Source organism: Arthrobacter sp. FW306-1B-G06A (assembly GCF_058781765.1).
Genome location: NZ_JBYSXB010000032.1, coordinates 1 through 25,859, shown reverse-complemented (window position 1 = coordinate 25,859; position 25,859 = coordinate 1). Strand labels below are relative to the sequence as shown.

Annotated in this window: 21 protein-coding genes; 7 read left to right on the top strand and 14 right to left on the bottom strand. The window is 64.4% G+C overall.

What is annotated here, in order from left to right; all coding sequences use genetic code 11:
• Positions 1 to 153 precede the first annotated feature (153 nt).
• Positions 154 to 1,635 (bottom strand): replication-associated recombination protein A, encoded by a 1,482-nt coding sequence (locus AC3WJM_RS16390; protein ID WP_284989268.1) that lies wholly within the window; start codon positions 1,633 to 1,635, stop codon positions 154 to 156.
• 41 nt (positions 1,636 to 1,676) lie between these two features.
• Between AC3WJM_RS16390 and AC3WJM_RS16385 the strand changes: the two genes are divergently transcribed.
• Positions 1,677 to 2,354: an acVLRF1 family peptidyl-tRNA hydrolase gene (locus AC3WJM_RS16385; RefSeq protein WP_332602174.1), complete on the top strand. Its 678-nt coding sequence runs from the start codon at positions 1,677 to 1,679 to the stop codon at positions 2,352 to 2,354.
• Between the two features lie 17 nt (positions 2,355 to 2,371).
• Here AC3WJM_RS16385 and AC3WJM_RS16380 read toward each other — a convergent pair whose 3' ends face one another.
• The 3 genes from AC3WJM_RS16380 to hisS form a co-directional block, all read right to left on the bottom strand.
• Positions 2,372 to 3,142, bottom strand: coding sequence for a GNAT family N-acetyltransferase (locus tag AC3WJM_RS16380; protein ID WP_441438267.1), 771 nt, complete (start codon positions 3,140 to 3,142; stop codon positions 2,372 to 2,374).
• Positions 3,143 to 3,241: 99 nt separating this feature from the next.
• Positions 3,242 to 5,032, bottom strand: a complete 1,791-nt coding sequence (gene aspS, locus AC3WJM_RS16375) for an aspartate--tRNA ligase (RefSeq protein ID WP_306959769.1) — start codon at positions 5,030 to 5,032, stop codon at positions 3,242 to 3,244.
• A 143-nt stretch (positions 5,033 to 5,175) separates the two neighbouring features.
• Complete coding sequence (gene hisS, locus AC3WJM_RS16370) at positions 5,176 to 6,528, bottom strand: histidine--tRNA ligase (protein ID WP_284989265.1); 1,353 nt, start codon at positions 6,526 to 6,528, stop codon at positions 5,176 to 5,178.
• 260 nt (positions 6,529 to 6,788) lie between these two features.
• Here hisS and AC3WJM_RS16365 point away from each other — a divergent pair, with 260 nt between their 5' ends.
• The 3 genes from AC3WJM_RS16365 (at position 6,789) to AC3WJM_RS16355 (ending at position 10,021) form a co-directional block, all read left to right on the top strand.
• Complete coding sequence (locus AC3WJM_RS16365; protein ID WP_370872108.1) at positions 6,789 to 7,556, top strand: peptidylprolyl isomerase; 768 nt, start codon at positions 6,789 to 6,791, stop codon at positions 7,554 to 7,556.
• A gap of 65 nt (positions 7,557 to 7,621) precedes the next feature.
• A complete protein-coding gene (locus AC3WJM_RS16360) occupies positions 7,622 to 9,256 on the top strand; it encodes a DUF349 domain-containing protein (RefSeq protein WP_492272400.1) in 1,635 nt (544 codons plus the stop codon).
• 120 nt (positions 9,257 to 9,376) lie between these two features.
• The gene (locus AC3WJM_RS16355) at positions 9,377 to 10,021 is read left to right on the top strand and encodes a type IV toxin-antitoxin system AbiEi family antitoxin (protein WP_441438260.1); all 645 of its coding nucleotides are present in this window, start codon (positions 9,377 to 9,379) and stop codon (positions 10,019 to 10,021) included.
• Positions 10,022 to 10,031: 10 nt separating this feature from the next.
• Here AC3WJM_RS16355 and AC3WJM_RS16350 read toward each other — a convergent pair whose 3' ends face one another.
• The 9 genes from AC3WJM_RS16350 to pdxT all read right to left on the bottom strand — a co-directional run bounded on the left by AC3WJM_RS16350 (position 10,032) and on the right by pdxT (position 19,913).
• A complete protein-coding gene (locus tag AC3WJM_RS16350) occupies positions 10,032 to 12,425 on the bottom strand; it encodes a RelA/SpoT family protein (protein ID WP_492272399.1) in 2,394 nt (797 codons plus the stop codon).
• A gap of 149 nt (positions 12,426 to 12,574) precedes the next feature.
• Entirely contained in the window at positions 12,575 to 13,588 is a 1,014-nt protein-coding gene (secF, locus tag AC3WJM_RS16345; RefSeq protein WP_492272398.1) for a protein translocase subunit SecF, read from the bottom strand.
• Positions 13,588 to 15,342 carry a protein translocase subunit SecD gene (gene secD, locus AC3WJM_RS16340; RefSeq protein ID WP_284989260.1) on the bottom strand — a complete coding sequence of 585 codons (1,755 nt, stop codon included), beginning with the start codon at positions 15,340 to 15,342 and terminating at the stop codon, positions 13,588 to 13,590. The genes secF and secD overlap by 1 nt, the downstream gene beginning before the upstream one ends.
• Positions 15,343 to 15,451: 109 nt before the next feature.
• Positions 15,452 to 15,835: a preprotein translocase subunit YajC gene (gene yajC, locus AC3WJM_RS16335; RefSeq protein WP_059389206.1), complete on the bottom strand. Its 384-nt coding sequence runs from the start codon at positions 15,833 to 15,835 to the stop codon at positions 15,452 to 15,454.
• Positions 15,836 to 16,025: 190 nt separating this feature from the next.
• Positions 16,026 to 17,102 (bottom strand): Holliday junction branch migration DNA helicase RuvB, encoded by a 1,077-nt coding sequence (gene ruvB, locus AC3WJM_RS16330; RefSeq protein WP_284989259.1) that lies wholly within the window; start codon positions 17,100 to 17,102, stop codon positions 16,026 to 16,028.
• Positions 17,095 to 17,739, bottom strand: a complete 645-nt coding sequence (ruvA, locus tag AC3WJM_RS16325) for a Holliday junction branch migration protein RuvA (RefSeq protein WP_284754937.1) — start codon at positions 17,737 to 17,739, stop codon at positions 17,095 to 17,097. Before ruvA ends, ruvB begins: the two co-directional genes overlap by 8 nt.
• Positions 17,740 to 17,828: 89 nt before the next feature.
• Positions 17,829 to 18,407, bottom strand: coding sequence for a crossover junction endodeoxyribonuclease RuvC (gene ruvC / locus AC3WJM_RS16320; protein WP_078108969.1), 579 nt, complete (start codon positions 18,405 to 18,407; stop codon positions 17,829 to 17,831).
• A gap of 45 nt (positions 18,408 to 18,452) precedes the next feature.
• Positions 18,453 to 19,208, bottom strand: coding sequence for a YebC/PmpR family DNA-binding transcriptional regulator (locus tag AC3WJM_RS16315; RefSeq protein ID WP_307053979.1), 756 nt, complete (start codon positions 19,206 to 19,208; stop codon positions 18,453 to 18,455).
• 3 nt (positions 19,209 to 19,211) lie between these two features.
• Positions 19,212 to 19,913 carry a pyridoxal 5'-phosphate synthase glutaminase subunit PdxT gene (pdxT, locus tag AC3WJM_RS16310; protein ID WP_059390283.1) on the bottom strand — a complete coding sequence of 234 codons (702 nt, stop codon included), beginning with the start codon at positions 19,911 to 19,913 and terminating at the stop codon, positions 19,212 to 19,214.
• A gap of 100 nt (positions 19,914 to 20,013) precedes the next feature.
• On the opposite strand from pdxT, the gene AC3WJM_RS16305 reads away from it, so the two are divergent.
• Genes AC3WJM_RS16305 through AC3WJM_RS16295 form a run of 3 tightly spaced genes read left to right on the top strand, consistent with a single transcriptional unit; the run spans position 20,014 to position 24,117 of the window.
• Positions 20,014 to 21,309: a DUF1727 domain-containing protein gene (locus AC3WJM_RS16305; protein ID WP_492272397.1), complete on the top strand. Its 1,296-nt coding sequence runs from the start codon at positions 20,014 to 20,016 to the stop codon at positions 21,307 to 21,309.
• Entirely contained in the window at positions 21,306 to 22,055 is a 750-nt protein-coding gene (locus AC3WJM_RS16300; RefSeq protein WP_284989256.1) for a type 1 glutamine amidotransferase, read from the top strand. Before AC3WJM_RS16305 ends, AC3WJM_RS16300 begins: the two co-directional genes overlap by 4 nt.
• A 49-nt stretch (positions 22,056 to 22,104) precedes the next feature.
• Positions 22,105 to 24,117 carry a M3 family metallopeptidase gene (locus AC3WJM_RS16295; protein WP_492272396.1) on the top strand — a complete coding sequence of 671 codons (2,013 nt, stop codon included), beginning with the start codon at positions 22,105 to 22,107 and terminating at the stop codon, positions 24,115 to 24,117.
• A gap of 356 nt (positions 24,118 to 24,473) precedes the next feature.
• Here AC3WJM_RS16295 and pdxS read toward each other — a convergent pair whose 3' ends face one another.
• On the bottom strand, positions 24,474 to 25,400 hold the full coding sequence (gene pdxS / locus AC3WJM_RS16290) for a pyridoxal 5'-phosphate synthase lyase subunit PdxS (RefSeq protein WP_306959754.1): 927 nt from the start codon (positions 25,398 to 25,400) through the stop codon (positions 24,474 to 24,476).
• Between the last annotated feature and the right edge of the window lie 459 nt (positions 25,401 to 25,859).

Below are 25,859 nucleotides of genomic sequence, written 5' to 3'. Positions count from 1 at the left end.
CTGCGGTGTGTCAGTGTTACTGGCCTCCATGAGGGAGAGCATCGGCCAACCGCTGCCTTTTGCTACGGGGCGCAGGGCACAGCATCAAAACCTGGATTTTGATGGATTGTGCGCCCGAGCCTTGCCAGACAAGCATCTAGCCTACCATGACGGCTACTTGCCCCGGATGATCCTGCGCAGCCGCTCAAGCCTCGGAGCAATATCCCGTTCGGCGCCGTTTGCCGTGGGCTCGTAATAGTCCCTGCCGACCAGATCGTCCGGAGCGTACTGCTGGGTGGCAACGCCATGCGGGGCATCGTGGGCATACTTGTAGCCTTGGCCGTGGCCAAGGCCTTTCGCTCCTTGGTAGTGCGCGTCCCGCAAATGCGCCGGAATCCCGACCCCCATCCCCGCACGCACATCTGCGATGGCTTTGTTGATGCCCAGGTAGGCGGCATTTGACTTGGGCGCAGTCGCCAGATGCACCACCGCTTCGGCGAGGATGATCCGGCCTTCGGGCATGCCGATCAACTGCACTGCCTGGGCAGCGGCGACGGCGGTCTGCAGCGCCGTCGGATCCGCCATGCCGATGTCCTCGGCGGCCGAAATGACGATCCGGCGGGCCACGAAGCGCGGATCCTCGCCCGCTTCAAGCATGCGGGCCAGATAGTGGAGGGCCGCATCGACGTCGGAACCGCGGATCGACTTGATGAACGCACTGGCGACGTCATAGTGCTGGTCGCCCGCGCGGTCGTATCGGACGGCAGCCACGTCCAGCGCCCGCTCCGTATGGCGGAGTTCGACGACGACCGGAGCCTCGGGGGCGCCGTCACCTGCCAGCCCTTCCTCTTCAGAAGCGTCTTCGGACGCGTCGCCGTCGTCGTGGTTCCTGTCACCGTAGGCGACGCCGGCAGCGGCCTCGAGCGCGGTGAGCGCACGGCGGGCATCGCCCCCGGACAAGCGGACCAGGTGCTCCAAGGCTTCCGGGGTGAGCTCCACTCCTCCTGCCAAGCCGCGGGCATCGGCAACGGCGCGCTGCAGCAGCGCTTCGATGTCGCTATCGGTGAGCGGTTTCAAGGTAAGCAGCAGTGACCTGGAAAGCAGCGGCGAGACCACCGAGAACGAAGGGTTCTCGGTGGTAGCTGCGACCAGGACCACCCAGCGGTTCTCGACGCCGGGAAGCAGGGCGTCCTGCTGGGCTTTGTTGAAGCGGTGGATCTCATCCAGGAACAGCACCGTGGTGGTCCGATAGAGATCCCGGGCAGTCAAGGCATTTTCCATGACCAGGCGGACATCCTTGACACCCGCGGTAATGGCGGACAATTCGACGAACTTCCGGCCGGGTCCGCGGGCAATGACGTGTGCCAGCGTCGTCTTGCCCGTACCCGGGGGTCCCCACAAGATGACCGAACTCGGGCCGGCAGGACCGGCGGCGTTGGCCCCTGCGGCAAGCTGCCGCAACGGAGACCCCTGGCCCAGCAAATGCTGCTGGCCCACAACGTCGTCGAGAGTCCGGGGCCTCATACGGACAGCCAAAGGGCTCCGCGGCGACGCCGGACGCCCTGTGCCTGCGCGTCCATCGCTGGAACGGTCCGAATCCGCCTGGCTGCCGGCGTCGTCGTCATTGTCCGCGTCGGCACCAAAGAGATCTTCCACATGGATAGGCTACTCATGATTCCAGCGAAGGAGACATCGACGTGGAGACCCGGCCGTCCGGCCCCAACGAAAAGCCGCCGCCAGGGGCGGTGCGCACCGCTTTCATCCCCGGTCCGCGGTTGACCGGCTGGGTGGAGCGCTTCGCCGCGAGCCATGGCGCCGTTAAGGAAGAGCCCGACGACGGCGGCACGCTCCTGCGGGCGGCCGATGGCGCTACCGCTCTACTAAGGGCCCCCTGGCCTGTCGATGGACGGCCCGGGAGGGGCGCAACCGCGGTTGAGCGCCTGGCCTCGCTTGCTTCGCAGGAACGGCGGCTCGGAATCATCCTGGTGCGCCGGGGCGGCTACGCGGTGGGGGTGGTGAGTGGCGGCAAAGTGGCCGCCTCCAAATCGGGCTCACGTTACGTACAATCCCGCTCGGCTGCAGGTGGATCCTCGCAGCAGCGCTTTGCGCGTCGTCGTGAGAACCAGGCCAACGCACTGACGGAAGCGGTGGCCGGTTATGCCGCCGCTGTGTTCGCCGGAGACAGCATTGAATATCTCGTTCTGGGCGGAGACACCGCACTCTCCGCGGCGGTCCTCGAAGAAAAGGCGTTGAAGGAATATTCGTCCCGGGCGAAGCTCGCGTTCCTGACAGTTGCCGACCCCAACGCAACCGTACTTCGCAGGGCTGCGGCAGATGCCTGCGCCGTGCGGATCGACGTCACGGATCCGTTGTAGCAGGGGCGCCGGGCCAGCTAACAGCCCGACAACGCCCGCTGCGGCCGGGCCTGCCGGTAGAGGTACCTGCCGTGCTCTGCGAACCCCGCGCCTTCGTACAGGGCCCGGGCGCCGGTATTCGAGGCCATTACCAGTAGCCAGAACTCGGACACGCCCCGGTGGGCGCCCGCTTCCAGAAGCGCTTCAAGCACCTGCCGCCCGTAGCCACGGCGGCGGTGCTTGGCCGCAGTTGCCATGCAGTAGATGCCTCCCTTGCCGTCCACCAGGGCGAGGCGCCCGACGGCGGCCGGGACGCCGTCGTCGTCCTTCGCGAGAGCGTAGACGGAAGGGCAAGACACCAGAATCCTCCGGGCGATGTCCAGCTCGGCGTCTCCCCCGCGGCCGTCAACGGACCACCACAGCCGGAGCCACTCTTCGGAAGGCTCCTCCGAGATCTCGACGCCGGTTGCCGGGCCACCGGGCAGGGTAGCTGGAAAGGCGCCGCCCGGACGGACCATGATGAGGGTCTCCGACTGCCGGGTGAATCGCTGCGCATCGAGCACACTGTTGAGGCCCGCGCTTCGCTCATCGTCGAAAATCTGGAAGATCAGCGGCAGGCGCCGGGAGCGGTACCACTGCGTGGCGGCCCGTACTGCCGACTCGTGGTCGCTGGCCTGCTCCCTGGGCCAGACCGAGTTTGCCCGCTGTGTCACGCCTCCGGCGGCCCGCATGACCCATCCCCCGGTGTCCTCACGGTCCGGGGCGGGCCATGCCCGGTCCATGAGCTCCTCGATCGATGCAAGGCCCATTTCCTGTGTCACGCGTCCTCCTCGAATTCAGTCGACGTCATGCTACGCCGAAGGCCCCCGCAATGTGCGAGGGCCTTCGGGCTACTTCTACGGTTCCAGCTACTCCGGCTTGGCTGCCGCTGCCTGCGGCTTGGCTTCAGGCTTGAAGTCGACTCCGGCTTCCTTGCGCTGCTGCGCCGTGATGGGCGCAGGAGCAGCGGTCAGGGGGTCGTAGCCGCCGCCGGACTTCGGGAAAGCGATGACGTCGCGGATCGAGTCCACGCCGGCCAGAAGGGCCACGACCCGGTCCCACCCGAAGGCCATGCCGCCGTGCGGAGGTGCGCCGTACTTGAATCCCTCGAGCAGGAAGCCGAACTTGGTCTGCGCGTCTTCCTTGTCCAGGCCCATGAGCTCGAAAACGCGCTCCTGGACATCGGCCTCGTGGATACGGATGGATCCGCCGCCGATTTCGTTGCCGTTGCACACGATGTCGTAGGCGTACGACAGGGCCGCTTCCGGGTCCTTGTCAAAGGAGTCCAGGAACTCGGGCTTCGGGGAGGTGAAGGCGTGGTGCAGGGCCGTCCACTGTCCGCCACCCACCGCGACGTCGCCGGAAGCGACGGCTGCGGCAGCCGGTTCGAACATCGGGGCGTCCACGATCCAGACGAAAGCCCAGTCCTTGGGATCGATCAGGCCGGTGCGGTGGCCGATCTCGACGCGGGCAGCACCCAGCAAGGCGCGGGATGGTGACTTCTCGCCGGCGGCGAAGAAGATGCAGTCGCCGGGCTTTGCGCCGACGGCGTCAGCCAGGCCGGCACGCTCCGCGTCCGTGAGGTTCTTGGCAACGGGGCCCGTGAGCTCGCCGTCTTCCTTGAACAACACGTAGGCGAGACCCTTGGCGCCACGCTGCTTGGCCCATTCCTGCCAGGCGTCCAGCGCGCGGCGGGCCTGCGAGGCCCCGCCAGGCATGACGACGGCGCCAACGTAGGGCGCCTTGAAGACGCCGAAGTTCGTGTCCTTGAAGAACTCCGTCAATTCAGTGAGCTCCAGGCCGAAGCGCAGGTCCGGCTTGTCGGAGCCGTACTTGGCCATCGCCTCGTGGTACGTCATACGGCGGATCGGCGTCGGGATCTCGACGTCGATCAGCTGCCATAGTGCCTTGACGATGCCTTCGCCGAGCTCAATGATGTCGTCCTGGTCAACGAAGCTGGCTTCGATGTCGAGCTGGGTGAATTCCGGCTGGCGGTCCGCACGGAAGTCTTCGTCGCGGTAGCAACGAGCGATCTGGTAGTACTTTTCGAAACCGCCAACCTGGAGCAGCTGCTTGAAAAGCTGCGGGGACTGCGGAAGCGCATACCAGGAACCCGGTGCCAGACGCGCCGGAACCACGAAGTCGCGGGCGCCTTCCGGCGTCGAGCGCGTCAGCGTGGGAGTCTCGATCTCAACGTAACCCTGCTGGTGAAGCAGCTCGCGGGCCACGCGGTTCGCTTCGGAACGCAGGCGCAGGTTCCGGGCGGGGCCGGGGCGGCGCAGGTCAAGGTAACGGTGCTTGAGTCGCGCTTCTTCACCGACCTCCACGTGCTCGTCGATCTGGAACGGAAGGGGATCCGAAGTGTTGAGGATCACCACTTTCTCGGCGATGACCTCGATCTCGCCGGTGGCGAGGTGCGGGTTCTCGTTGCCCTCGGGACGCTTGCTGACGGTGCCCACGATCTGCAGCACGTATTCATTGCGCAGGCCGTGGAAGACCTCTTCCTCGCGGACAACCACCTGGGCGACACCGGACGCGTCACGCAGATCGACGAAGGCCACGCCACCGTGATCTCGGCGGCGGCCTACCCAGCCAGCCAGGGTGACGGTCTGTCCAATGTGCTCGGAACGCAGGGATCCGAGGTCATGTGTGCGCAGCACAGCATTCCTTTCAACATGATTTTCAGGACCATGACAAAACGATCCCGTTCGAGTTTACCCGTATGAACGAAGCATGGCCCCACCGGGAACGGCCCGCTCCCGCCCGGGCCCGCGGGCTTTTGCCTTGAGGCGCCGGTTCGTGGCTATCGCGTGGTGATGCGGACGTGGAGATCCTCGGGTGACGGCTCCCAGCTGGCCGGATCCGCGTCGACTTGCTCCCCGGTGCGGATGTCCTTCACTTGGTGCTTGCCGTCGTCGTCCGTGAACCAGACGAAGGGAATGCCGCGTCGGTCGGCGAATTTGATCTGCTTGCCGAACTTCTCGGCCTTCGCCGCAACTTCGGTGGCGATCCCCCGTCCACGCAGCTGGGCCGCCACATCCTGGGCCGCAGACCAGCTGTCGTCGTTGTTCAGCGCCACCAGGACTGCCGTGGGAACCGAGCGCGACGCCGTCGCGAATTCCTGGCTCAAGATGCGGGAGACCAGGCGGGTCACGCCGATCGACAGCCCGACGCCGGGGAACTTGCGGTTGCCCTTGCTGGCGAGGGCGTCGTAGCGGCCGCCGGAGCAAATGGAACCGAGTTGCTCGTGTCCCACCAGGACGGTTTCGACGACCGTACCGGTGTAGTAGTCGAGGCCGCGGGCGATGCTCAGGTCGGCAACAACTTTGCCGGGGGCGCGCTGCACGGCAGCCTCGATGACTTGTTCCAGCTCGCTGAGGCCCTCTTCAAGAAGCTCGTCCGATACGCCAAGCGCACGCACCTGCGCCACGAAGGACGTGTCCTCGGTGCGGATGCTGGCAAGTTTCAAGGCAAGCGCTGCCTGCTCATCCGTGGCGCCAAGCTCGCTCCTGAGCAATTCGGCAACTTTCGCTTCGCCGATCTTCTCGAGCTTGTCGATGCTTCGAAGCACGCCGGCAGTGTCGGTGAGGCCGATACCGCGGTAGAAGCCCTCGGCGAGCTTGCGGTTGTTGATGCGCAGGCGGAAGTCCGGAATGGGAAGGGCGCTCAACGCTTCCGCGATGACGAGGGCGATCTCGACGTCGTAGCGGAAAGGCAGCTCGCCGTCGCCCACGACGTCGATGTCCGCCTGCGTGAACTCGCGGGCGCGACCCTCCTGGGGCCGCTCCCCCCGCCACACCTTCTGGATCTGGTAGCGGCGGAACGGGAACGCCAGGTAGCCGGCGTTCTCGACGACATAGCGGGCAAACGGCACCGTGAGGTCGAAGTGGAGCGCCAAGGCGTTGGGATCTGCCTTGTCCGACTTTCCGCCTTCGCCGCCGTCCTCGTCTTCCTGCAGCCGGCTCAGTCCGTATACCTCTTTGTCTATCTCGCCCTTGCGGAGAAGCTGGCCGACGGTTTCGACAGCGCGCGTCTCGATGGAAGAGAAGCCGTGGAGTTCAAACGTCTTGCGCAACGTGTCCAGCACATGCAGTTCCACCAACCGTTCCTGGGGAAGCCACTCGGGGAATCCGGACAGGGAGGCGGTACGGGCCATGGTGGAAATTTCTCCTCAATGATTGCGCGGGCCGGACCCAGCGCCACGAACCACAGGCCGATTCGGCTCAGGATGGGCTGGCGTCCAGCCAGTCATGCATAAACTATGTGCGGCAGCCAGTTTATGCTTTCGGCGCCTGCACATCTAATGCGGGCGCCCGGGTTCGGCTTGCTTGCGAGGGAAGCTTGTCCAGACAACCAGGAGGACCATTGTCTACAAGGCCGCGGGACAACCGTGAAGCCAAACGGCGCATCAGGCAGATGGAAGCCAAGCGCGAGCTTCGGCGTGCACAGGGCAAGCGCCGCCGCCGGGACAATGTGATCGCGGTCAGCGTGGGTGCCGCCGCCCTGATTGCCGCCGTCGTGCTCCAACTCACGGTGTTCAACTCGAATCCGAGCGAATCGGAGTTCGCAGCGGCCCAAGCCGGGCTGAGTTCGCCGTCCGCCTCTGCCAACCCCTCCGCTTCGGCCGCGGCGACGGGCTCGAATAGCGCCGGCATTCCCAAAGCGGACACGGCCGCAGGTAAGACTTTCACTGGCCAGCTCAGCCTCAATGGAGGGACAGTCGGCGTCGAACTGGATGGCACAACAGCTCCCCAGGCCGCAGCAGTGTTCAAATCCCTCACTGACGCGAGTTATTACAGCGGCCTCAAGTGCCCTCGATTGACTACCGCCGACAATTTCTCGGTGCTGCAGTGCGGAGCCAAGGGGACGGACACCACAGACGACCCCAACTTCCACTGGGGACCACTTGAGAACACCCCGGCGAACAACACCTACCCGGCCGGAACCATCGCCGTCGCCAGGACCGGCAACAACGCCTATGGCAACGGGCACCAGTTCTTCATTGTGTACAAGGACACCGTCATTCCCCCGGACTCCGCCGGCGGGTACACGGTGGTCGGCAAAGTGACGAGCGGCATGGACGTGGTGACGAAGATCGCCCAAGCCGGTATTAATCCGGGGAGCAGCGCCACCGACGGCACCCCTGTGGCAGCTGTCACGATAGACTCGTTTTCTCTGAAGTAACTAGCCCGGACCATGGTCCACGGCGCATTACCTTAGTAATCCCTCCAAGCGAAAGACTTTTAGCGGTGACAGACAGTCAGAAATCCGACGAAACTGCAGTAGTGGCCAACGACGAAGAAACCCAGGCTCCCGTAGCTGAGCAAGCCGGTGTTGCGCCGGTTGCCCCGGCCGAGCTCGCTGCCCCGGCAGAGACCGCCGCCCCAGTGGCCGACGCGGCAGAACCCGCCGCCCCGGTGGCCGACGCGGCAGAACCCGTCGTCCCGGTGGCCGACGCGGCAGAATCCGACGCCCCAGTGGCCGACGCGGCAGAGCCCGCGCCCAAGCCTGCCTCTCCGGCGCCACGTCCGGCCCCCTCGCATGCGCCTTCCCCCGCCGCATTTGCTGCCCGCCCCAAGGCAGCCGCCAGTGTTATTCCGGCCGCGCCGGCAGCCCAGCCTACGGCTGTGTCCCTGGCGGAAGCCGCCAAGTGGGGGCGCGCCGAGGGTGACGGCCACGTCTTCCTGACCATCGACGGCGAAGAGCAGCCGGTGGGACAGTACCCGGGAGTGAGCACCGACGAGGCGCTGGCATACTTCGCCCGGAAGTACGACGACGTTGTTGCGCAGATCGTTTTGATGGAACACCGCGTGGAGTCCAAGGCCCCGGCCACGGACATGCAGAAGACGGTCGAGCACCTGCGTGAGCAGCTGGCAGAGCGAAACATGGTGGGCGACATCCGCACTGCCGAGGCTCGACTCGATGCCTTGGCTGGACAGATTTCCGAGTTGGAGAAGTCCGAGAAAGCTGCACACGACGCCGCACGATCCGCGGAGCTCGCGGCACGCGAGGCGATCGTCGCCGAAGCCGAATCCATCGCATCCCAGGATCCGTCCCAGGTCCAGTGGAAGACGTCCAGCGCCCGCATGAACGAACTCTTCGAGAGCTGGAAGACAGCCCAGAAGAACGGCATCCGGCTTGGACGAAGCAACGAGGACGCGCTGTGGAAGCGGTTCCGCTCGGCCCGTACCGTCTTTGACCGCCACCGCCGTGCGTACTTCTCCCAATTGGACAGCACCAACTCGGCGGCCAAGGTCGCCAAGGAACAGCTGATCGTCGAGGCCGAAGCCCTCTCCAGTTCCACGGATTGGGGATTCGCCGCCGGCGAATACCGCCGTCTCATGGACCAGTGGAAGGCTACGCCTCGCGCCAGCCGCAAGGATGACGACGCCCTCTGGCTCCGTTTCCGTGCCGCGCAGGACGTATTCTTCAGCAACCGCCAGGCTGCCAACGACGAGATCGACCAGCAGTACACGGCAAACCTTGCCGTCAAGGAAGAGCTCGTTGTCGAGGCACAGGCCCTGCTGCCGATCACGGACCTCAATGCTGCCAAGAAGGCCCTGCAGTCCATCCGCGACCGCTGGGAAGAAGCCGGCAAGGTCCCCCGCGCCGACATGGGCAGGATCGAAGCCGGCCTTCGCAAGGTTGAGGACGCCGTCCGCGACGCCGAAGAGGACAAATGGCGCCGGAGCAACCCGGAGACGAAGGCCCGCACCAACAGCGCCTTGTCGCAGCTGGAAGCGGCTATCGCCGGCCTGAGGGAAGACCTGGAAAAGGCCGAAAAGGCCGGAGACCAGCGCCGCATCAAGAACGCCCGTGAGGCCCTTGAAGCACGAGAGGCCTGGCTTGACCAGATCCAGCGTTCGGCAAGCGATCTCGCGTAGTAGTAGTTGTAGTAGTTGTAGTAGTAGTAGTAGAGCTTGAACCAACAGGCCCCGTGCCGGTTATCCACATAACCGCCACGGGGCCTGTTCCCGTTGCGGCAGCCACGCGATGATTGCTGAATGGCCCCGAGATTACCGCCTCCGCAGCAACAGGACTTCCCTGCCCAAGAGCTGTACGCGCCCAGCCCGCAGTTCACGTGGGCCGAGCTTCAATCAATGGCTACGGACGGCGTGCTCACACCACTCTACGAGAAGAGTTTCACTCCCTCGGGGCTGGATGTCACGCCTCGGCTCCGAGCCCGCGCGGCCGCCCTGGTGGTTCCGGATCGCATTCGCAGGAAGGTCATCGCGGGGCGCATGACGGCGGCCTGGATTTACGGTTGCGCGGATGCCCCAGAGAGGCTTTCGCTTCTCGTGGACGCCAAACACCGTATATCGAGCTTGCGTTCGGCCCGCGGCTGTATCCTGCACGAAGTCCGTTTAGGCCAACTGGACGTGGTCAGCATCGGCGGGCTGCTCGTGACCAGTCCCCTGCGGACGGCCGTGGATGTGGCCCTACACGTAGAAGCCAGCAGGGCCTTGCCCGCACTGCGGATGCTGCTGTCCCGGGATGAATTGGGCGTCCGGCTGCGGCTCTTGACCCTCGCGGTGGAGGCGTCCACGAGGGTGCCCCACAAGAAGGCTGCACTGCGCAAGATTGCCGCGTTGGCTCGGACCGCTGACCCGCCGCCTTCCGACGTCTTGCCGCCTGAGGTAGCCGCCTGAGTTGCTAGGTTCAGCTTCTCCTGCGGTTGCCCGTGGTCCGGTAGACGTCAAAGACCCCGTCGATCCTGCGCACGGCACTGAGCACGTGGTGAAGGTACTTAGGATCGCCCATTTCGAACGCGAAGCGGGAGATGGCTACCCGGTCGCTGGAGGTGTGCACGGAAGCAGCCAGGATGTTGACGTGGTTTTCCGAAAGCACGCGGGTGACATCCGAAAGCAACGACTTCCGGTCCAAGGCTTCCACCTGGATCTCCACCAGGAAGACGCTGGACTGGGTGGGAGCCCATTCAACCTCGACGATGCGATCGGGCTGGTCACGGAGGTCCGAGACATTCGTACAGTCCGTGCGGTGTACCGACACCCCCGAGCCGCGGGTCACGAACCCGAGGATCGGATCAGGCGGTACAGGCGTGCAGCAGCGGGCCAGCTTCACCCAGACATCCCCCACGCCGCGGACAATGACGCCGGAGTCCGAGTACCGGGTCTTCTGGAGTTGCGAGGGAATGCTGACTTCGTCCAGGTCCTCATCGGGCGTCTCATGCCCACCGAGGTGCTCCATGAGCTTTTCCATGACGGACTGCGCCGAAGTGTGCCCGTCTCCGACGCCGGCATACAGGCCGGAAATGTCGACGTAGTGGAATTCCTCGGCCACCGTGGACAAGGCGTCATGTGTCATGAGCCGTTGCAGGGGCAGGTTCTGCTTACGCATGGCGCGGGTCAACTGGTCCTTGCCCCGCTCGATGGCCTCTTCGCGGCGTTCCTTGCTGAACCACTGCCGGATCTTGTTGCGCGCCCGGGCGCTTTTGACGAAATGCTGCCAGTCCTGGCTCGGTCCTGCGCCCTCGGCCTTGGAGGTGAAGATCTCCACCCAGTCGCCGTGATTGAGTTCGCTGTTGAGCGGAACCAGCTTGCCGTTGACGCGCGCACCGATGGTCCGGTGACCCACTTCGGTGTGCACCGCGTAGGCGAAGTCCACCGGTGTCGATCCTGCGGGAAGGGCCATGACCTCGCCCTTGGGGGTGAAGACGAACACTTCCCGGGCATTGATTTCAAAACGCAGCGAGTCCAGGAATTCGCCCGGATCCGATGTTTCCTGCTGCCAGTCGACCAGGGAACGCAACCAGCCCATGTCGCCGTCCTTGGGGCTCCCCGGACCTACGGCGGTCCGGTTGGGCTGGTCCTTGTACTTCCAGTGTGCCGCCACGCCATACTCGGCACGGCGATGCATTTCGTGGGTACGGATCTGGATCTCAACGGGCTTGCCCCCGGGCCCGATGACGGTGGTGTGCAAGGACTGGTACATGTTGAACTTCGGCATGGCGATGTAGTCCTTGAACCGTCCCGGAAGGGGGTTCCAGCGCGAATGCAAGGTGCCAAGAGCTGCATAACAGTCACGGACGGAATCCACGAGGACACGCACGCCCATGAGGTCGTTGATGTCGTCGAAGTCCTTGTCCCGGACAATCATCTTTTGGTAGATCGAGTAGTAATGCTTGGGTCGGCCCGTGATGGTGGCCTTGATGCGGGCGACGCGCAGGTCTTCGGCAATCTGGTTGCGGATGACGCTCAGGCTCTTTTCGCGCTCCGGAGTGCGGTCCCCCACCATCCGGACGATTTCTTCATACACCTTGGGGTACAAGGCGGCGAAGGAAAGATCCTCGAGTTCCCATTTGATGGTGTTCATGCCGAGGCGGTGGGCCAGCGGCGCAAAGATCTCAAGTGTTTCGCGCGCTTTGCGGGCGGATGATTCAGCGGAAACAAAGCGCCACGTACGGGCGTTGTGCAGCCGGTCCGCCAGCTTGATCATCAGTACCCGGATGTCCTTGGCCATGGCCACGACCATCTTGCGGACGGTCTCGGACTGTGCGGCCTCACCGAATTGGACTTTGTCCAGCTTGGTGACGCCGTCCACGAGCATCGCGACCTCGGGGCCGAAATCGCGCGTCAGGTCAGCGAGGGTGTAGGGAGTGCCCTCGACGGTGTCGTGCAGGAGTGCAGCAGCAAGGGTTGTGCCGGTGAGGCCCAATTCGGCCAGGATCGTGGCCACCGCAACGGGGTGGGTGATGTACGGATCGCCGCTCTTCCGCTTCTGGCCCTGATGGCTGCGCTCTGCCACGGTAAAGGCCCGCTGGATGAGATCGAGGTCTTCTTTGGGGTTGTTGGCCCTGACGGTCCGCAGGAGCGGTTCGAGGATGGGCGAATAGGTGCTCGTGCCCCGTCCCGTCAACTTCGCCAGCCTGGAGCGCGTCCGCTCGCGTCGTCCGGGGAACGTCGGGCGCACGCCCGGGGAGTCCACGGGCACACCGTCGACGGTGCTTCCCGTAGCTGCAGTTGCGGTGCCGGGCACGCGGCTCAGGCCGTCCTCTCCGCCCGCCGGCGGCGCCGACGTCGTACGTTCCTCCACAAAAGCACCTCTCACGACTGACTTAATTCTCCCAGTCTATTCCCGCTGGTGAGCTCTCCAAGAACCGGTACCCAGATGACGGAGCCGGGAACGCAAAAGGGCCGGTCACCACTTTTCGGCGGTGACCGGCCCTTCAAGGGGAAACGAGGCTAAACGGCCGCTGCTTCCGAGTTCGCGCTGACGGCTGCCGCGCGCCGGGTCGCCACCTTCTTGGCCTGCTTCTGCAGCTCGGGTTCGCTCTGGCGCAGCCACGCGTAGAGCGGCGCCGCGATGAAGATCGTCGCCGCCGTACCGATCAGGATGCCAACGAACAGGGCGAGGGACAGGTCGCGGAGCGTGCCGGCGCCCAACAGTCCGGCGCCGATGAACAGAATCGCGGCGACCGGCAATACTGCCACCATCATGGTGTTGATGGAGCGCACCAGGGTTTGGTTGACGGCAAGGTTGACCTCTTCGGCGAAAGTGCGCCGGCTGGAGGTCGCGATGTCCGAGGTGTTTTCACGGATCTTGTCGAAAACCACCACGGTGTCGTACAGGGAGTAGCTGAGGACCGTCAGGAAGCCGATGATGGCCGACGGTGTCACCTCGAAATCGCTCAAGGAGTAGACACCGGCCGTAGTGAACATCGTGACCAGCATGCCGGCAAGGGCAGAAACCGACATCTTCCAGGTGCGGAAGTACAACGCCATCAAAAGAGCGGCCAGCCCAACGAACACCGCGAGGCCGATCAGGGCCTGCTTGGTGACATCCTGCCCCCAGGTGGGGCCGATGAAGGTCGAGGTGACCTGGTTTTCGGTCACGCCGTAGGCCTTCGCGAGATCCGTCTTGATCTTGATGGTCTGGTCATCGCTGAGTTTGTCGGTCTGGATGCGCATAGTGCTACCAGCGACGTTGGCGACGCGCGGAACGGCACCAGAAACGACGTCGTGGACTGCCTTCTCGCCCGGGGCGGATTCGGTGGTCTTCACGTTGGACACCGTGAACTCGGAGCCGCCCCGGAAGTCGATTCCGAGGTTGTACCCGCCCTTGACCACCGGCAGGAGGATGGAGATCGCCACCGCTACTGCGGCGATGATGAACCAGATCTTCTTGCTGGAAACGAAGTTGTAAGAACGCTTGCCCGTGTAGAGCTCGTTGCCGAACTTTGCGAAGCTCGTGGTCATTACTTCTCCTCCTTGGTGCCGTTGGAAGAACCAGTCAACTGGGCCTGCTTCTCGGCAAGCCGGCGTTCGGCGATGGTCATGCGGCGCTCGGCTTCAGCGGCAGCACCGGTGTTGCGGGCGCGCACGACGGCGGGCTTCTCCGTTGGCGTGCGGAGCCGGCCGGCACCGCGGTACAGCGGCACGGCGCCCAGTCGCTCAGGGTCGAGGCCGGAGAAGCGGTGCCCCTCGCCGAAGAACTTGGTCCGGGCCAGCACTTGGAGCGTGGGGTGCGTGAACATGAACACGACCAGGAGGTCTGCCAGCGCGGTGAGGCCAAGGGTGAAGGCGAAGCCGCGGACGTTTCCAACAGCGACGAAGTACAGCACCAAGGCCGCGAGCAGGTTGACGGCCTTGGACGCGAGGACCGTGCGCTTGGCGCGCTTCCAACCGTTAGCGACGGCGGACACGAGGCCCTTGCCCTCACGAAGTTCGTCACGGATGCGTTCGAAGTACACGATGAAGGAGTCGGCTGTCTGGCCAATGGCCACGATAAGACCTGCCACACCGGCAAGGGACAGCCGGTAGTTTTCAGTCCAGCCAAGGATCGCGATGGCTAGGTATGTCAGTCCACCAGCCACAACGAGCGAGAGGATGGTGACAAAGCCCAAGGCCCGGTACTGGAAGAGCGAATAGACCACCACGAGCAGGAGCCCGATCACACCGGCCATCAGGCCAAGACGAAGCTGCTCGCCACCGAGGGTGGCGGAAATCTGTTCCTCGGACTGGATATCGAAGCTGATGGGCAAAGCGCCGTAGCGAAGCTGGTCCGACAACGCCTGTGCCGAGGCCTGCGTGAAGTTACCCGTGATCTGCGGCTTGCCATCGGTAATGACTGCGAGGGCACGCGGCGCGGAAATAACCTGGTCATCCAGGACGATGGCGAACTGGGCCTTGGGGTCGTTGCCGCCCTGCGCCTGCGATGCCACGTAGAACTGGTTGAGCCTCTGCGTAACGTCCTTGAAGGTCTTGGTGGCGTTGGCATCGAACGTGATGGTCACGCCCCACGCATTGGTGACCGAGCCCTGCGCGCCCTGGACGGGATCGAAGGAGGACGACACGATGTCCTGGCCCTTCACTTCGACCGGGCCAAGGATGTACTTGACGGCAGGAGTCTTGGCCGTTGCCGGCTCGCAGGTCACCAGCGGCTTGGCGGGATCCGACCGCGGCTGCTTATCCTGGGCCGGGTTGACGCAGTCCAAGGCTTCGAAGGCCTTGTAGACGTCGGCTGTGACCCAGTTGCTGTCGCTGGCGTTGGTCGGCGCAGCGGTGGGCTTGGGCAGGCTCGCGTCCGGCGTGCGGGATGCGACCGGAACGGCCGCAGGGTCACCGGTGGTGATCACTGGGCGGAAGTTCATGTCGGCAGATGCCTGGATCAGGGCACGGGTTTCCGAACTTGGCGTACCGGGAAGGCTTACCACGACGTTACGGCCGGACTGCGTGGTGATTTCCGCTTCGGCGACACCGGAGCTGTCAACGCGTTGGCGGATAATCGCGACGGCCTGGTTCAACTGTTCTTCGTTGATGCCGGTTGATCCTTCGACCTTGGGCGCGAGAATCATTTGCGTGCCGCCCTCGAGGTCAAGCGCGAGCTTTGGGGCCCAGCTGGCGTGACCAGTGATGACGCCGCCACCGAGGACTGCTGTCAGTACAGCGAATATTGCGACAAGCCAGATCAGCACCCTGCGGGCTGCATTTTTGTGGCCGGTTCGTGCCATGTTCGATCTTCCTGTTGATGACGGAACAGCCGCCGACGTGCACGGGTGAGCGCAGGCCGGCGGCGATTCATTGCCGTAGAACTATTCCCGCTTGTAGAGCGGGTACGGGCTAGTTGTCCTTCTTGCCCTCGTCGTTGAGGCGCTTGAGGGTCTCGTCCGGGGTCTCCGCGGATGCAGATGCATCGGCATCCGCGGCCGTCAGCGACGACGCGTCGTCCGGAACGTCAACTGCGGCCTCCTCGGCGGGCTCAACGATCTTGGTGACGGCCTGGCGGTGCACCGTGGCGAGGTTGCCCGGGGACAGTTCCAGGACAACCTTGTTCTCGGCGTCGTCCATCGAGACGATTCGGCCGAACAGTCCGAAACTGGTCATGACGTCAACGCCGGGGGCAAACTGGGACTGAAGCTTGGCCTGCTGTTGCTGCGTCTTCTTGTTGCGGCGGAACATCATGAAGATGAAGACGCCGAGCATGGCGAACAGCAGGATTGTCATTGGATCCACAGGGAAGTTCCGTTCTTTACTTACGTTTTTGGTTTCACGGCCATGTCTGCCCGGTGGATCCGGCGGCCGTGGAGCTTTCGCCCACTTGGCCGCACAATGCTCCGACGGGCGGGCACAGAACCAAGGACTCGAACGTGCCGAGTGTCATACCAGTCTAGAGGGTTAAGCTGAATGGATCGTGCTAACGGCCGGTGTCGATGCTTTCCGCCCCGTTTTCGCTATCCTCGAACAACGCCAGCGGGTCCTGCCCGAACACTCCTGGCGGCACGGCGTATCCGAGGTGCGTCCAGGCTGACGCCATGGCAATCCTGCCGCGCGGCGTCCGTCCCAAGAGGCCTTCGCGCACCAGGTACGGCTCAGCGACCGTTTCGACGGTCTCCGGTTCCTCCCCCACGGCGATAGCGAGGGTGGAGAGCCCTACGGGACCGCCGTTGAACTTGAGGATCAGGGCTTCCAGCACAGCACGGTCCAGGCGATCCAAGCCACGCTGGTCCACCTCGTACATGTCCAACGCAGCGGAGGCGGCACGGGCATCGATTTGTTCGATGCCGTGAACCAAAGCCCAGTCCCGGACACGGCGAAGCAGCCGGTTGGCGATACGCGGGGTTCCGCGGGAACGGCCCGCAATCTCGCTGAAGCCGGCCGAGTTGACTTTCAGGTCAAGCAGTCCGGCCGAGCGGCGCAGTACGAGTTCCAGCTCCGCCACTGAGTAGAACTCCAGGTGCCCGGTAAAACCAAAGCGGTCACGCAGCGGTCCAGGCAGCAGGCCGGCCCGCGTGGTGGCGCCCACGAGGGTGAAAGGCGGCAGCTCAAGCGGAATGGCAGTGGCGCCTGCGCCCTTGCCCACCACGATGTCCACCCGGAAGTCTTCCATGGCCATGTACAGCATTTCCTCTGCGGGCCGGGACATCCGGTGGATTTCGTCGAGGAAGAGCACTTCGCCTTCAGAAAGCGAGGAGAGGATGGCCGCAAGGTCTCCGGCGTGCTGGATGGCCGGCCCGCTGCTAATGCGCAAGGGAGCGTTCATCTCGGCGGCGATAATCATGGAGAGAGTGGTCTTGCCGAGCCCAGGAGGGCCCGAAAGCAGGACGTGGTCCGCGCTGCGGCCGCGCATCCTCGAGGCTTCCAGCACGAGCGAGAGTTGCTTTCGGACACGGTGCTGGCCTACGAAGTCGTGGAGGTTCTTCGGGCGAAGTGCGGCTTCGATGATGCGCTCTTCGGGTTCCTCTCCCCCGGTAACGAGGGACTGCTCAGCCACGGCTGCCTACCCGGTTTCCGGCGCGGGCGCCGTCCTGCCCGAGCCAGCGAAGGGTTGCGCGCAGGATCTGGGCGACGTTGCCGGCGTCGGCAAGTTCCGGGGAATCGGCCATTGCCTTGTCGATGCTGCCGGCAGCGTCCTTCTCCGACCAGCCCAGGCTCGTCATCGCGGCGACCACCTGCGGCTTCCAGACAGACTCGGCCGCGACGGCGGGGGCGGCCCCGGGCGCGGTGCCGTGGGGAACGAGTTTGCCCGCCAGTTCCAGGACGATCCTGCCGGCCACTTTCGGGCCGATACCGGGGACCTTGGTGAATGACTTGGCATCACCGGAATGCGCGGCCACCCGGATCGCCTCGGGCTCGTGGACGGCCAGGACTGCAAGGGCGAGGCGCGGCCCCACCCCGCTCACACTGAGCAGGACATCGAAAACTTCGCGTTCGTCGTCGTTCGAGAAACCAAAGAGCGTCAGGGAGTCCTCCCGGACGATCAACGAAGTGAACAGCTTCGCTTCCTCGCCGACGTGCAGGTGGCTGAGGGTTTGGGGCGTGGCGTAGACGCTCATACCGGCGCCGTTGAGATCGATGACGGCCGTGGAGAGACTGACGTGTGCCACGGTTCCGCGGAGAAAACTGATCAAGACCCGGCTCCTGAAGTACTGCCCCGCGCATGCTGCGCCGCGGGCTATCCGAACATATCTACGAATACCCTAGCAAGGGCCACCGACAATTACCGGGCGCGGCGCGCTTTCGCTTCGGCTTCAGCCCAGGCTCGCTGGGCGGGCGTCAATGCGCTGCTCCCCGGTCCGGTGGTGGCAACTGCGGCACCGCTGCCGGCCCGCCACGCGTGGGTGACAGCGAGGGCCAACGCGTCCGCGGCGTCGGCCGGGCGGGGCGGGGCGTCAAGACGAAGGATCTTGGTGATGAGTTTCGTCACCGCTTCCTTGTTGGAGGTGCCGCTTCCCGTCACGGCGGCTTTGACCTCCGACGGCGTGTGGAGCGCCACCGGGATGCCCCGCCGCGCGGCGGCCGCGATGACGACGCCGGATGCCTGGGCAACGCCCATGACCGTACTGACGTTCAACTGGGAGAACACCCGTTCGACCGCGAGAACGTCGGGTTTATAGAGGTCCAGCCATTCATCGATGGCCTTGGCTATGACCAGCAGTCGCTGGTCCAATGATTGCTCCGGGGAGGTTCCCACGACGCAGACAGCCACCATCGTGGCGCGGCGGTTCCGTTCGACGTCGACCACTCCGATGCCGCAACGGGTGAGGCCCGGATCGACTCCCAATACGCGAAGAGTCAAGTCCGGGCCTCCCTGTTTGTTGTGAAGCTGTGTGGCAAGCGGGCGCTACTCGGCTTCGAGCGCAGCCTGGACTTCCTCGCTCATGTCCGCGTTGGTATAAACGTTCTGGACGTCGTCGAGATCTTCGAGGGCGTCGACGAGCTTCATGAACTTCTTGGCACCGTCAAGGTCCAGCGGCACCTGCATGGACGGGACGAATTCAGCTTCGTCCGTGTCGTATTCGATGCCGGCCTCCGTGAGGGCTTCGCGGATTGCCGGGAGATCGGTGGGTTCCGAGTGGATTTCCCAGTTGTCGCCGTTGTCCTTGACTTCTTCTGCGCCGGCGTCGAGCACTGCCATCAGGATGTCGTCTTCGCTGAGCCCGTTCTTGGGCAGGTTGACCACGCCCTTGCGGGTGAAGAGGTAGCTCACGGAGCCGGGATCGGCGATAGTGCCGCCGTTGCGGGAAATCGCCAGGCGGACCTCGGAGGCGGCACGGTTCTTGTTGTCCGTGAGGCACTCGATCAGGAGGGCGGAACCCTGCGGGCCGCGGGCCTCGTACATGATCTCCGTGTAGTCGACCACTTCGCCGGTGAGGCCGGCTCCGCGCTTGATGGCGCGGTCGATGTTGTCGGCGGGGACCGAGGTTTTCTTGGCTTTGGTCACAGCCAGTTCGAGGCTCGGGTTGCCGGCAAGGTCCGGTCCGCCCATGCGGGCCGCGACTTCGATGTTCTTGATCAGTTTGGCGAACGACTTGGCCCGGCGGCTATCGAGGATGGCCTTCTTGTGCTTGGTCGTCGCCCATTTGGAGTGGCCTGACATGCTTTAAACTTCCCCTCTGATCATTCGAATAAACAATTCATGCACACGCTTCTCCCCAGTCACTTCCGGGTGGAAGGAGGTGGCCAGCAACCGACCTGAGCGCACTGCAACAATTCTAGCCAACCCGTGCAAAGTGTCCGTGTGGGTCGCTTTGCCCGGTTCCACCTGCGCAAGGATTTCGACGCCGGGTCCGACCCGTTCCACCCACGGTCCGCGGATGAAGACGGCGTGGACGGGGTCGACGCCGGACTCGCCTGCGCTGAACTCGAGGCCCTTGAAGTCAAGATCGGTTTCGAAGGACTCGCGCTGCCGGCCGAAGGCATTGCGACGGACCGTGATGTCCAATCCACCGAAAGTCTGCTGCGGATTTCCGGCGAGGTCCGTGGCGGGATCGGCGATGTCGTCCGCCAGCAGGATCATGCCGGCGCAGGATCCATACACCGGCAGCCCGGACGCGATCTGCTTGCGGATGGGATCGGCGAGTTCGAAGATGCGCGCCAGCTTGTCGATGGTAGTCGACTCGCCGCCGGGAATGATGAGGCCGTCAATGTCGTCGAGCTCCGCCGGACGCCGGATGCCGACGCCGGTGGCACCGGCCGCTTCGACGGCGTGGATGTGCTCACGAAAATCGCCTTGTAGTGCGAGGACGCCGATGCGCAGGCCCGCGCCCACGCTTGATGACGCCTCGGAAGGGGGATTGGTCATTCGACCATCATAATGCGCTGCCACTGCCGGCTCGCGCCGGCAACCCGATCGCGGCTTTACGGCACGTGGTTTATGCACCAACTGGGATATATTACAGAGCATGTTTTCGTTCACCGTTCCACTCGGCAAGCTGGTCCGTGCTGTGTCCCGGCTGCGCGGCGGGGGTTCGGCTTTGCCCGGCCTCGTGGTCGAGAAGATCGACCCCGGCTTCATGCAGAGGACGCTGTCCTCGCTCCCCCACGGTGTGGCGGTGGTGAGCGGAACCAACGGCAAGACGACCACCACAAAAATGGTGGTGGAGCTCCTGGAAAGCCAGGGCTTGAAGGTCTTCACCAACCGGACGGGCAGCAACTTCACCCGTGGCGTTGCGGCCGCTCTCCTGGGTGAGGTGGACTGGCGCGGCAGGTTGCACGCCGACGTCGCGGTGTTGGAACTCGACGAGGCACACGCCGTGCATTTCGTGAACAAGGTGCCGCCGCGCTATTGCCTTCTCCTCAACGTCCTGCGCGACCAACTGGACCGTTTCGGCGAAATCGACACCACGGCGCTACTCCTCCAGCGCATCGCCGAGCGAACCACCGGGACCGTGGTCCTGAACCGCGAGGATCCCCGGGTCGCCCGTATTGCCGGAGCCGTGAGCGGCCCCGAGGTGCTCTACTTCGGATTGGACGAATCGCTCCGCAGCACCTTCCCGAACGACGACGACATGCGGGCCGCGGCTCCGGAAACCAGCCCCCGCGGTGAGGTCCCCGCATCCCCGGCGGCCGACGTCGTGCTCCGCCGGGTCGGTACCGACGACGCCGACTTCGAGTTCGACGGAACTCTTGTGTCCACGCACATGAAACTCCGCGGCGTCTACAACATCTTCAACGCCGCAGCCGCGTTGGTCCTCGCCAGGAGCATCACCGGGGCAAGCGGGAGGCCCGGCGACTCCGCCAAGCTGGTCAAGGCGCTCTCCGAAGTGGCTCCGGCGTTTGGCCGCGGGGAGAGCCTGACGGTGGACGGCCAGCCTTTTGAGTTGGTCCTCGTGAAGAACCCGAGCGGTTTCCGCCTGGGCCTGAAGTCTTTCCCGGCGAAGGGCTACGCGTCCATGATCGCCATCAATGACAACTATGCCGACGGCCGGGACATGTCGTGGCTTTGGGACGTTGAATTCGACTCCCTGCGCGAGGACGGTGTCGAGGTCGTCACCGGCGTCCGTGCCTATGACATGGCACTGCGCCTCCAGTACGACGAGGTCCGCTTCGGCTCAGTGGACACCGACATCACTGCGGCCTTGGCCGAATTCATCCGGGGTTCGGCCGGCAAACCGAAACGCGTATTCTGCACGTACACCGCGATGTTGGCCATCCGGCGCGAACTCTCCAAAATCACCACAGTAGAGGTGGTCTCATGACCCCGGCCGAAGGTACCGCACACACTAGCAAGGGCACCATCCGGGTCCTGCAGCTGTACCCCCGGGACATGAACATCTACGGGGACTGGGGCAACGCACTCGTCTTGCGGCAGCGCCTGCTCTGGCACGGTTACACGCCCGAACTCCTTGAATACAATGTGGGCGACGACTTCCCCGAAGATGTCGATCTCATTGTCGGCGGTGGCGGCCAGGACAGCGGCCAGGTAGTCATCCAGGACGATCTCCAGTCACGCGGCGAGCAACTGCGCGGGATGGCCGAGGACGGAACGCCCATGCTGGTCATTTGCGGGCTCTACCAGCTTTTCGGCAAGTTCTTCAAGACGAAGAGCGGACCTGTTATCCCCGGTATCGGCATCCTTGACGTCGAGACCATCGGTACGGACGAACGCCTCATCGGAAACGTCACGCTCACTTCACCCGAGTTCGGTGAAATCATGGGTTACGAAAACCACAGCGGACAGACCTCCCTGGGTGCCGGCGTCGAGCCGCTCGGCACCGTGTCCAAGGGTGCCGGCAACAACAGCAAAGACAACCACGAAGGCGCCAGGCACCGGAACGTGGTTGCCAGCTACTTGCACGGTTCCCTGTTGCCCAAGAATCCGGCCATCGCCGATTTCCTGATCCGGACCGCCGTCGAACGCAAGTACGGTACTTTCGTCCCCGGAACGCCCGACGACGACTTTGCCCGCCTCGCGCGCGAACACGCGGCGCGGCGGCCGCGCTAACACGGGGAAAACCGTTGTGGGCGGGGCCCCTGCATGAAAGGGTTGCTTCATGACGAACCCCCTCTTGGAGCCGAGTACCCTTCCCTTTGGCTTGCCGCCCTTCGCAAAGATCCAGGACAGCCACTTCGCCGAAGCCGTTGATGCGGGCCTCGTTGAGCACCTGGCCGAGATCCAGTCCATCGTCGACAACCCGGAGCCCGCATCCTTCGAAAACACGGCGGTCGCGATGGAACGCTCCGGCCGCCTGCTGGAGCGGGCAGCGGCGGCCTTCTTCACATTGGTTTCCGCCGACGCCTCGGAGGCCATCCGCGAACTCGAAACCGAGCTGTCTCCCCGGTTCGTGAGCCATCAGGACGCGGTCTATCTCAACCGCGGACTGTACGAGCGATTCGCGGCCGTAGACACCTCGGGACTCGATGACGAATCCATCCGGCTGGTGCAGGAGTACCTCCGGGAATTCCGCCAGTCGGGCATCCAGCTCGACCCGGCTGACCAGGAAAAACTCAAGAGCCTCAACGCGGAACTCTCCCGCTTGGGAACGGAGTACGGGCAACGGGTCAAGGAAGCCATGAAGGCGGCCGCCCTGGTGGTGGATGACGCCACAGAACTTGCCGGCCTGCCGGCGGACGACATCGCCAGTGCTGCGGAGGCCGCACGCACTGCCGGGCACGAGGGAAAATACCTCCTGACTCTCATACAGCCGAGCAACCAGCCTGCTTTGGCTTCTTTGCAGAACCGCGAGCTCCGCCGTCGCCTGTTTGAGGCGTCCGTTGCGAGGGGAAGCGACGGCGGCAGCCTGGACGTCCTGGAACTGGTGAAGGCGATGGTGCGTTTGCGGGCCGAGAAGGCGACACTCCTCGGGTTCGGCAACTACGCCGAAATGGTCATGGACCGCCAGACCGCCCCCGATTTCGCGGCCGTGCAAGCGATGCTCAACCGACTTGCTCCGGCCGCCATCCGCAACGCCGATGCAGAAGCGGCTGCCCTGGCGGAGAGCGCAGGGCACCCATTGGAAGCATGGGACTGGGCGTACTACTCCTCGAAGGTCCGGCGGGAGCGCTACGAAGTGGACGAACAACTCCTTCGGCCCTATTTCGAATTGGACCGGGTACTCGTGGACGGCGTGTTCTTCGCAGCCACGAGCCTCTTCGGTATTACTTTCCACGTGCGGAATGACCTTGAGGGGTACCACCCCGATGTCCGCGTCTGGGTGGTGCGAAACGGAGACGGCTCCGAGCTTGGTCTCTTCCTGGGCGACTACTACGCGCGGGACTCAAAGCGCGGCGGCGCCTGGATGAACTCGCTCGTCGAACAATCAGCACTCCTGGGTACCAAGCCGGTGGTGATCAACAACCTGAACATCTCCAAACCGCCGGCCGGAGAACCCACCCTGCTTACCCTGGACGAGGTCCGGACCACGTTCCACGAGTTCGGCCATGCCTTGCACGGACTCTTCTCCAACGTCATGTATCCCCGGTTTTCCGGCACCTCGGTCCCCCGGGACTTCGTGGAGTATCCGTCGCAGGTCAACGAGATGTGGATCATGTGGCCCGAGATTATCGGTAACTACGCCCGGCACCACGCGACTGGCGAAGCGCTTCCCCAGGACATCATCGACCGCCTCAACGAGTCCAAGCTTTGGGGCGAAGGCTTCGCCACGACGGAATACCTCGGCGCCGCCCTTTTGGACCTGGCCTGGCACGTGCTGGACGTCGACGGCGTTCCTCAGGACGCGCTGGACTTCGAAGCCAAGGCATTGGCTGCTGCAGGCGTGGCGCACTCCCTCATTCCGCCCCGGTACCGCACGGGGTACTTCCAGCACATCTTCGCCGGGGACTTCTACGCCGCCGGGTACTACTCGTACATCTGGAGTGAAGTGCTGGACGCGGAAACGGTGGACTGGTTCACGGAAAAAGGCGGGCTGCTGCGCGAGAACGGCGAACGATTCCGTTCGGAGCTGCTCTCCCGTGGCAACAGCCGCGATCCGTTGGAATCATTCCGCACGCTCCGCGGCCGCGACGCCTCCCTCGAGCCGCTCCTCAAGCGCCGCGGCCTCGAATAGCCGCTGGGCCGCCCCAACTGACTCGCAGTTAATGTCGTTATGGAGCCTCATAACGACAACAACTGGGAGTCAGTTGGGTTAACGCACGACGCCGGCCGGTCACCGAAGAAGGTGACCGACCGGCGTCGTATTTAGCGGGAGAGCGAGGCGATGGACGGTGCGACCCGCCAACGCAAGGCGTCGTACTTAGCCGCGGTTACACGTAGGCGGCGCAGATCCGGCAGCCTGCGTAAAAGGGCCCCCGCCCCGAGCCGCTGCAAAGCCGCGGCAGCGAGTCGCGGGGAATAGCAGGCCGAGGATCAGCGCCGTCCGGCGCCAACAAACCGCGCCGTCTGGCGCGTCGGCTTAACGAAGACCTACCAGCCGCGCTCGGCGAGGCGGTGGGGTTCGGGGATTTCCTCGACGTTGATGCCCACCATGGCTTCGCCCAGGCCGCGGGAGACCTTGGCGATGACGTCCGGGTCGTCGAAGAAGGTGGTGGCCTTCACGACGGCGGCGGCACGCTGGGCCGGGTTGCCGGACTTGAAGATGCCCGAACCGACGAACACGCCGTCCGCGCCGAGCTGCATCATCATCGCGGCGTCGGCCGGGGTGGCGATGCCGCCGGCAGTGAACAGCACGACCGGGAGCTTGCCGGTGGCGGCGATTTCCTTGACGAGCTCGTACGGTGCCTGCAGTTCCTTGGCCGCAACGTAGAGTTCGTCCTCGGGCAGGGTGGAGAGGCGGAGGATCTCGGCGCGGATCTGGCGCATGTGGGTGGTGGCGTTGGAAACGTCCCCGGTGCCGGCCTCGCCCTTGGAGCGGATCATGGCCGCGCCCTCGTTGATACGGCGCAGCGCCTCACCCAGGTTGGTGGCACCACAGACGAAGGGAACGGTGAAGTTCCACTTGTCGATGTGGTGGGTGTAGTCGGCCGGGGTCAGGACCTCGGACTCGTCGATGTAGTCAACACCGAGGGACTGCAGGACCTGTGCCTCGACGAAGTGGCCGATGCGGGCCTTGGCCATGACGGGGATGGACACCGCGGCGATGATCTGGTCGATCATGTCCGGGTCCGACATGCGGGACACGCCACCCTGGGCGCGGATGTCCGCGGGAACGCGCTCGAGCGCCATGACGGCCACGGCACCGGCATCTTCGGCGATGCGGGCCTGCTCGACGTTGACGACGTCCATGATGACGCCGCCCTTGAGCATCTCGGCCATGCCGCGCTTGACGCGGCTGCTGCCCGTAACGCTGGCTGCGGACGAACCGGCTTCGTTGCTTACATCAGGTGTAGACACAAAAACCCCTATGGGTAGATAGAAGACCTTGGCCGGGGCGCAGGCGGACGGAGGCCACACACAGCGCGCACCGGATTTCCAGGTCACATTGACCAAGTAACTTCAATACTAGTCCCCCGCGCTGTGACCGTCGTACTCGATTACCAGCCCCGGCCACGCGGTCGCGCCGGCACCGGCGGGCGTCGCGCACCCGGTGATATTGGTCCCGCGTGTCGCGGATACTTCAGGTGCATTGACGGCAGCAAGTTGGTGGGCGGATTCACGGCGCGGGAATCTGTCTTCTGCAATTGTGAGTTCACCGCCGGCCTGATCGCCGAGGCGATCCGGGTTCATTGGGAGCTCAGCACCTGATTCTTGGGACGTGTGTTCCTTGTTTCGCTTGTCGCGACGCCGAACGGCCGTGCGGGAGGTAAAAATGTCCGACCCCCGTGACAGGGTTTATTCATGGAAGGCATCGGT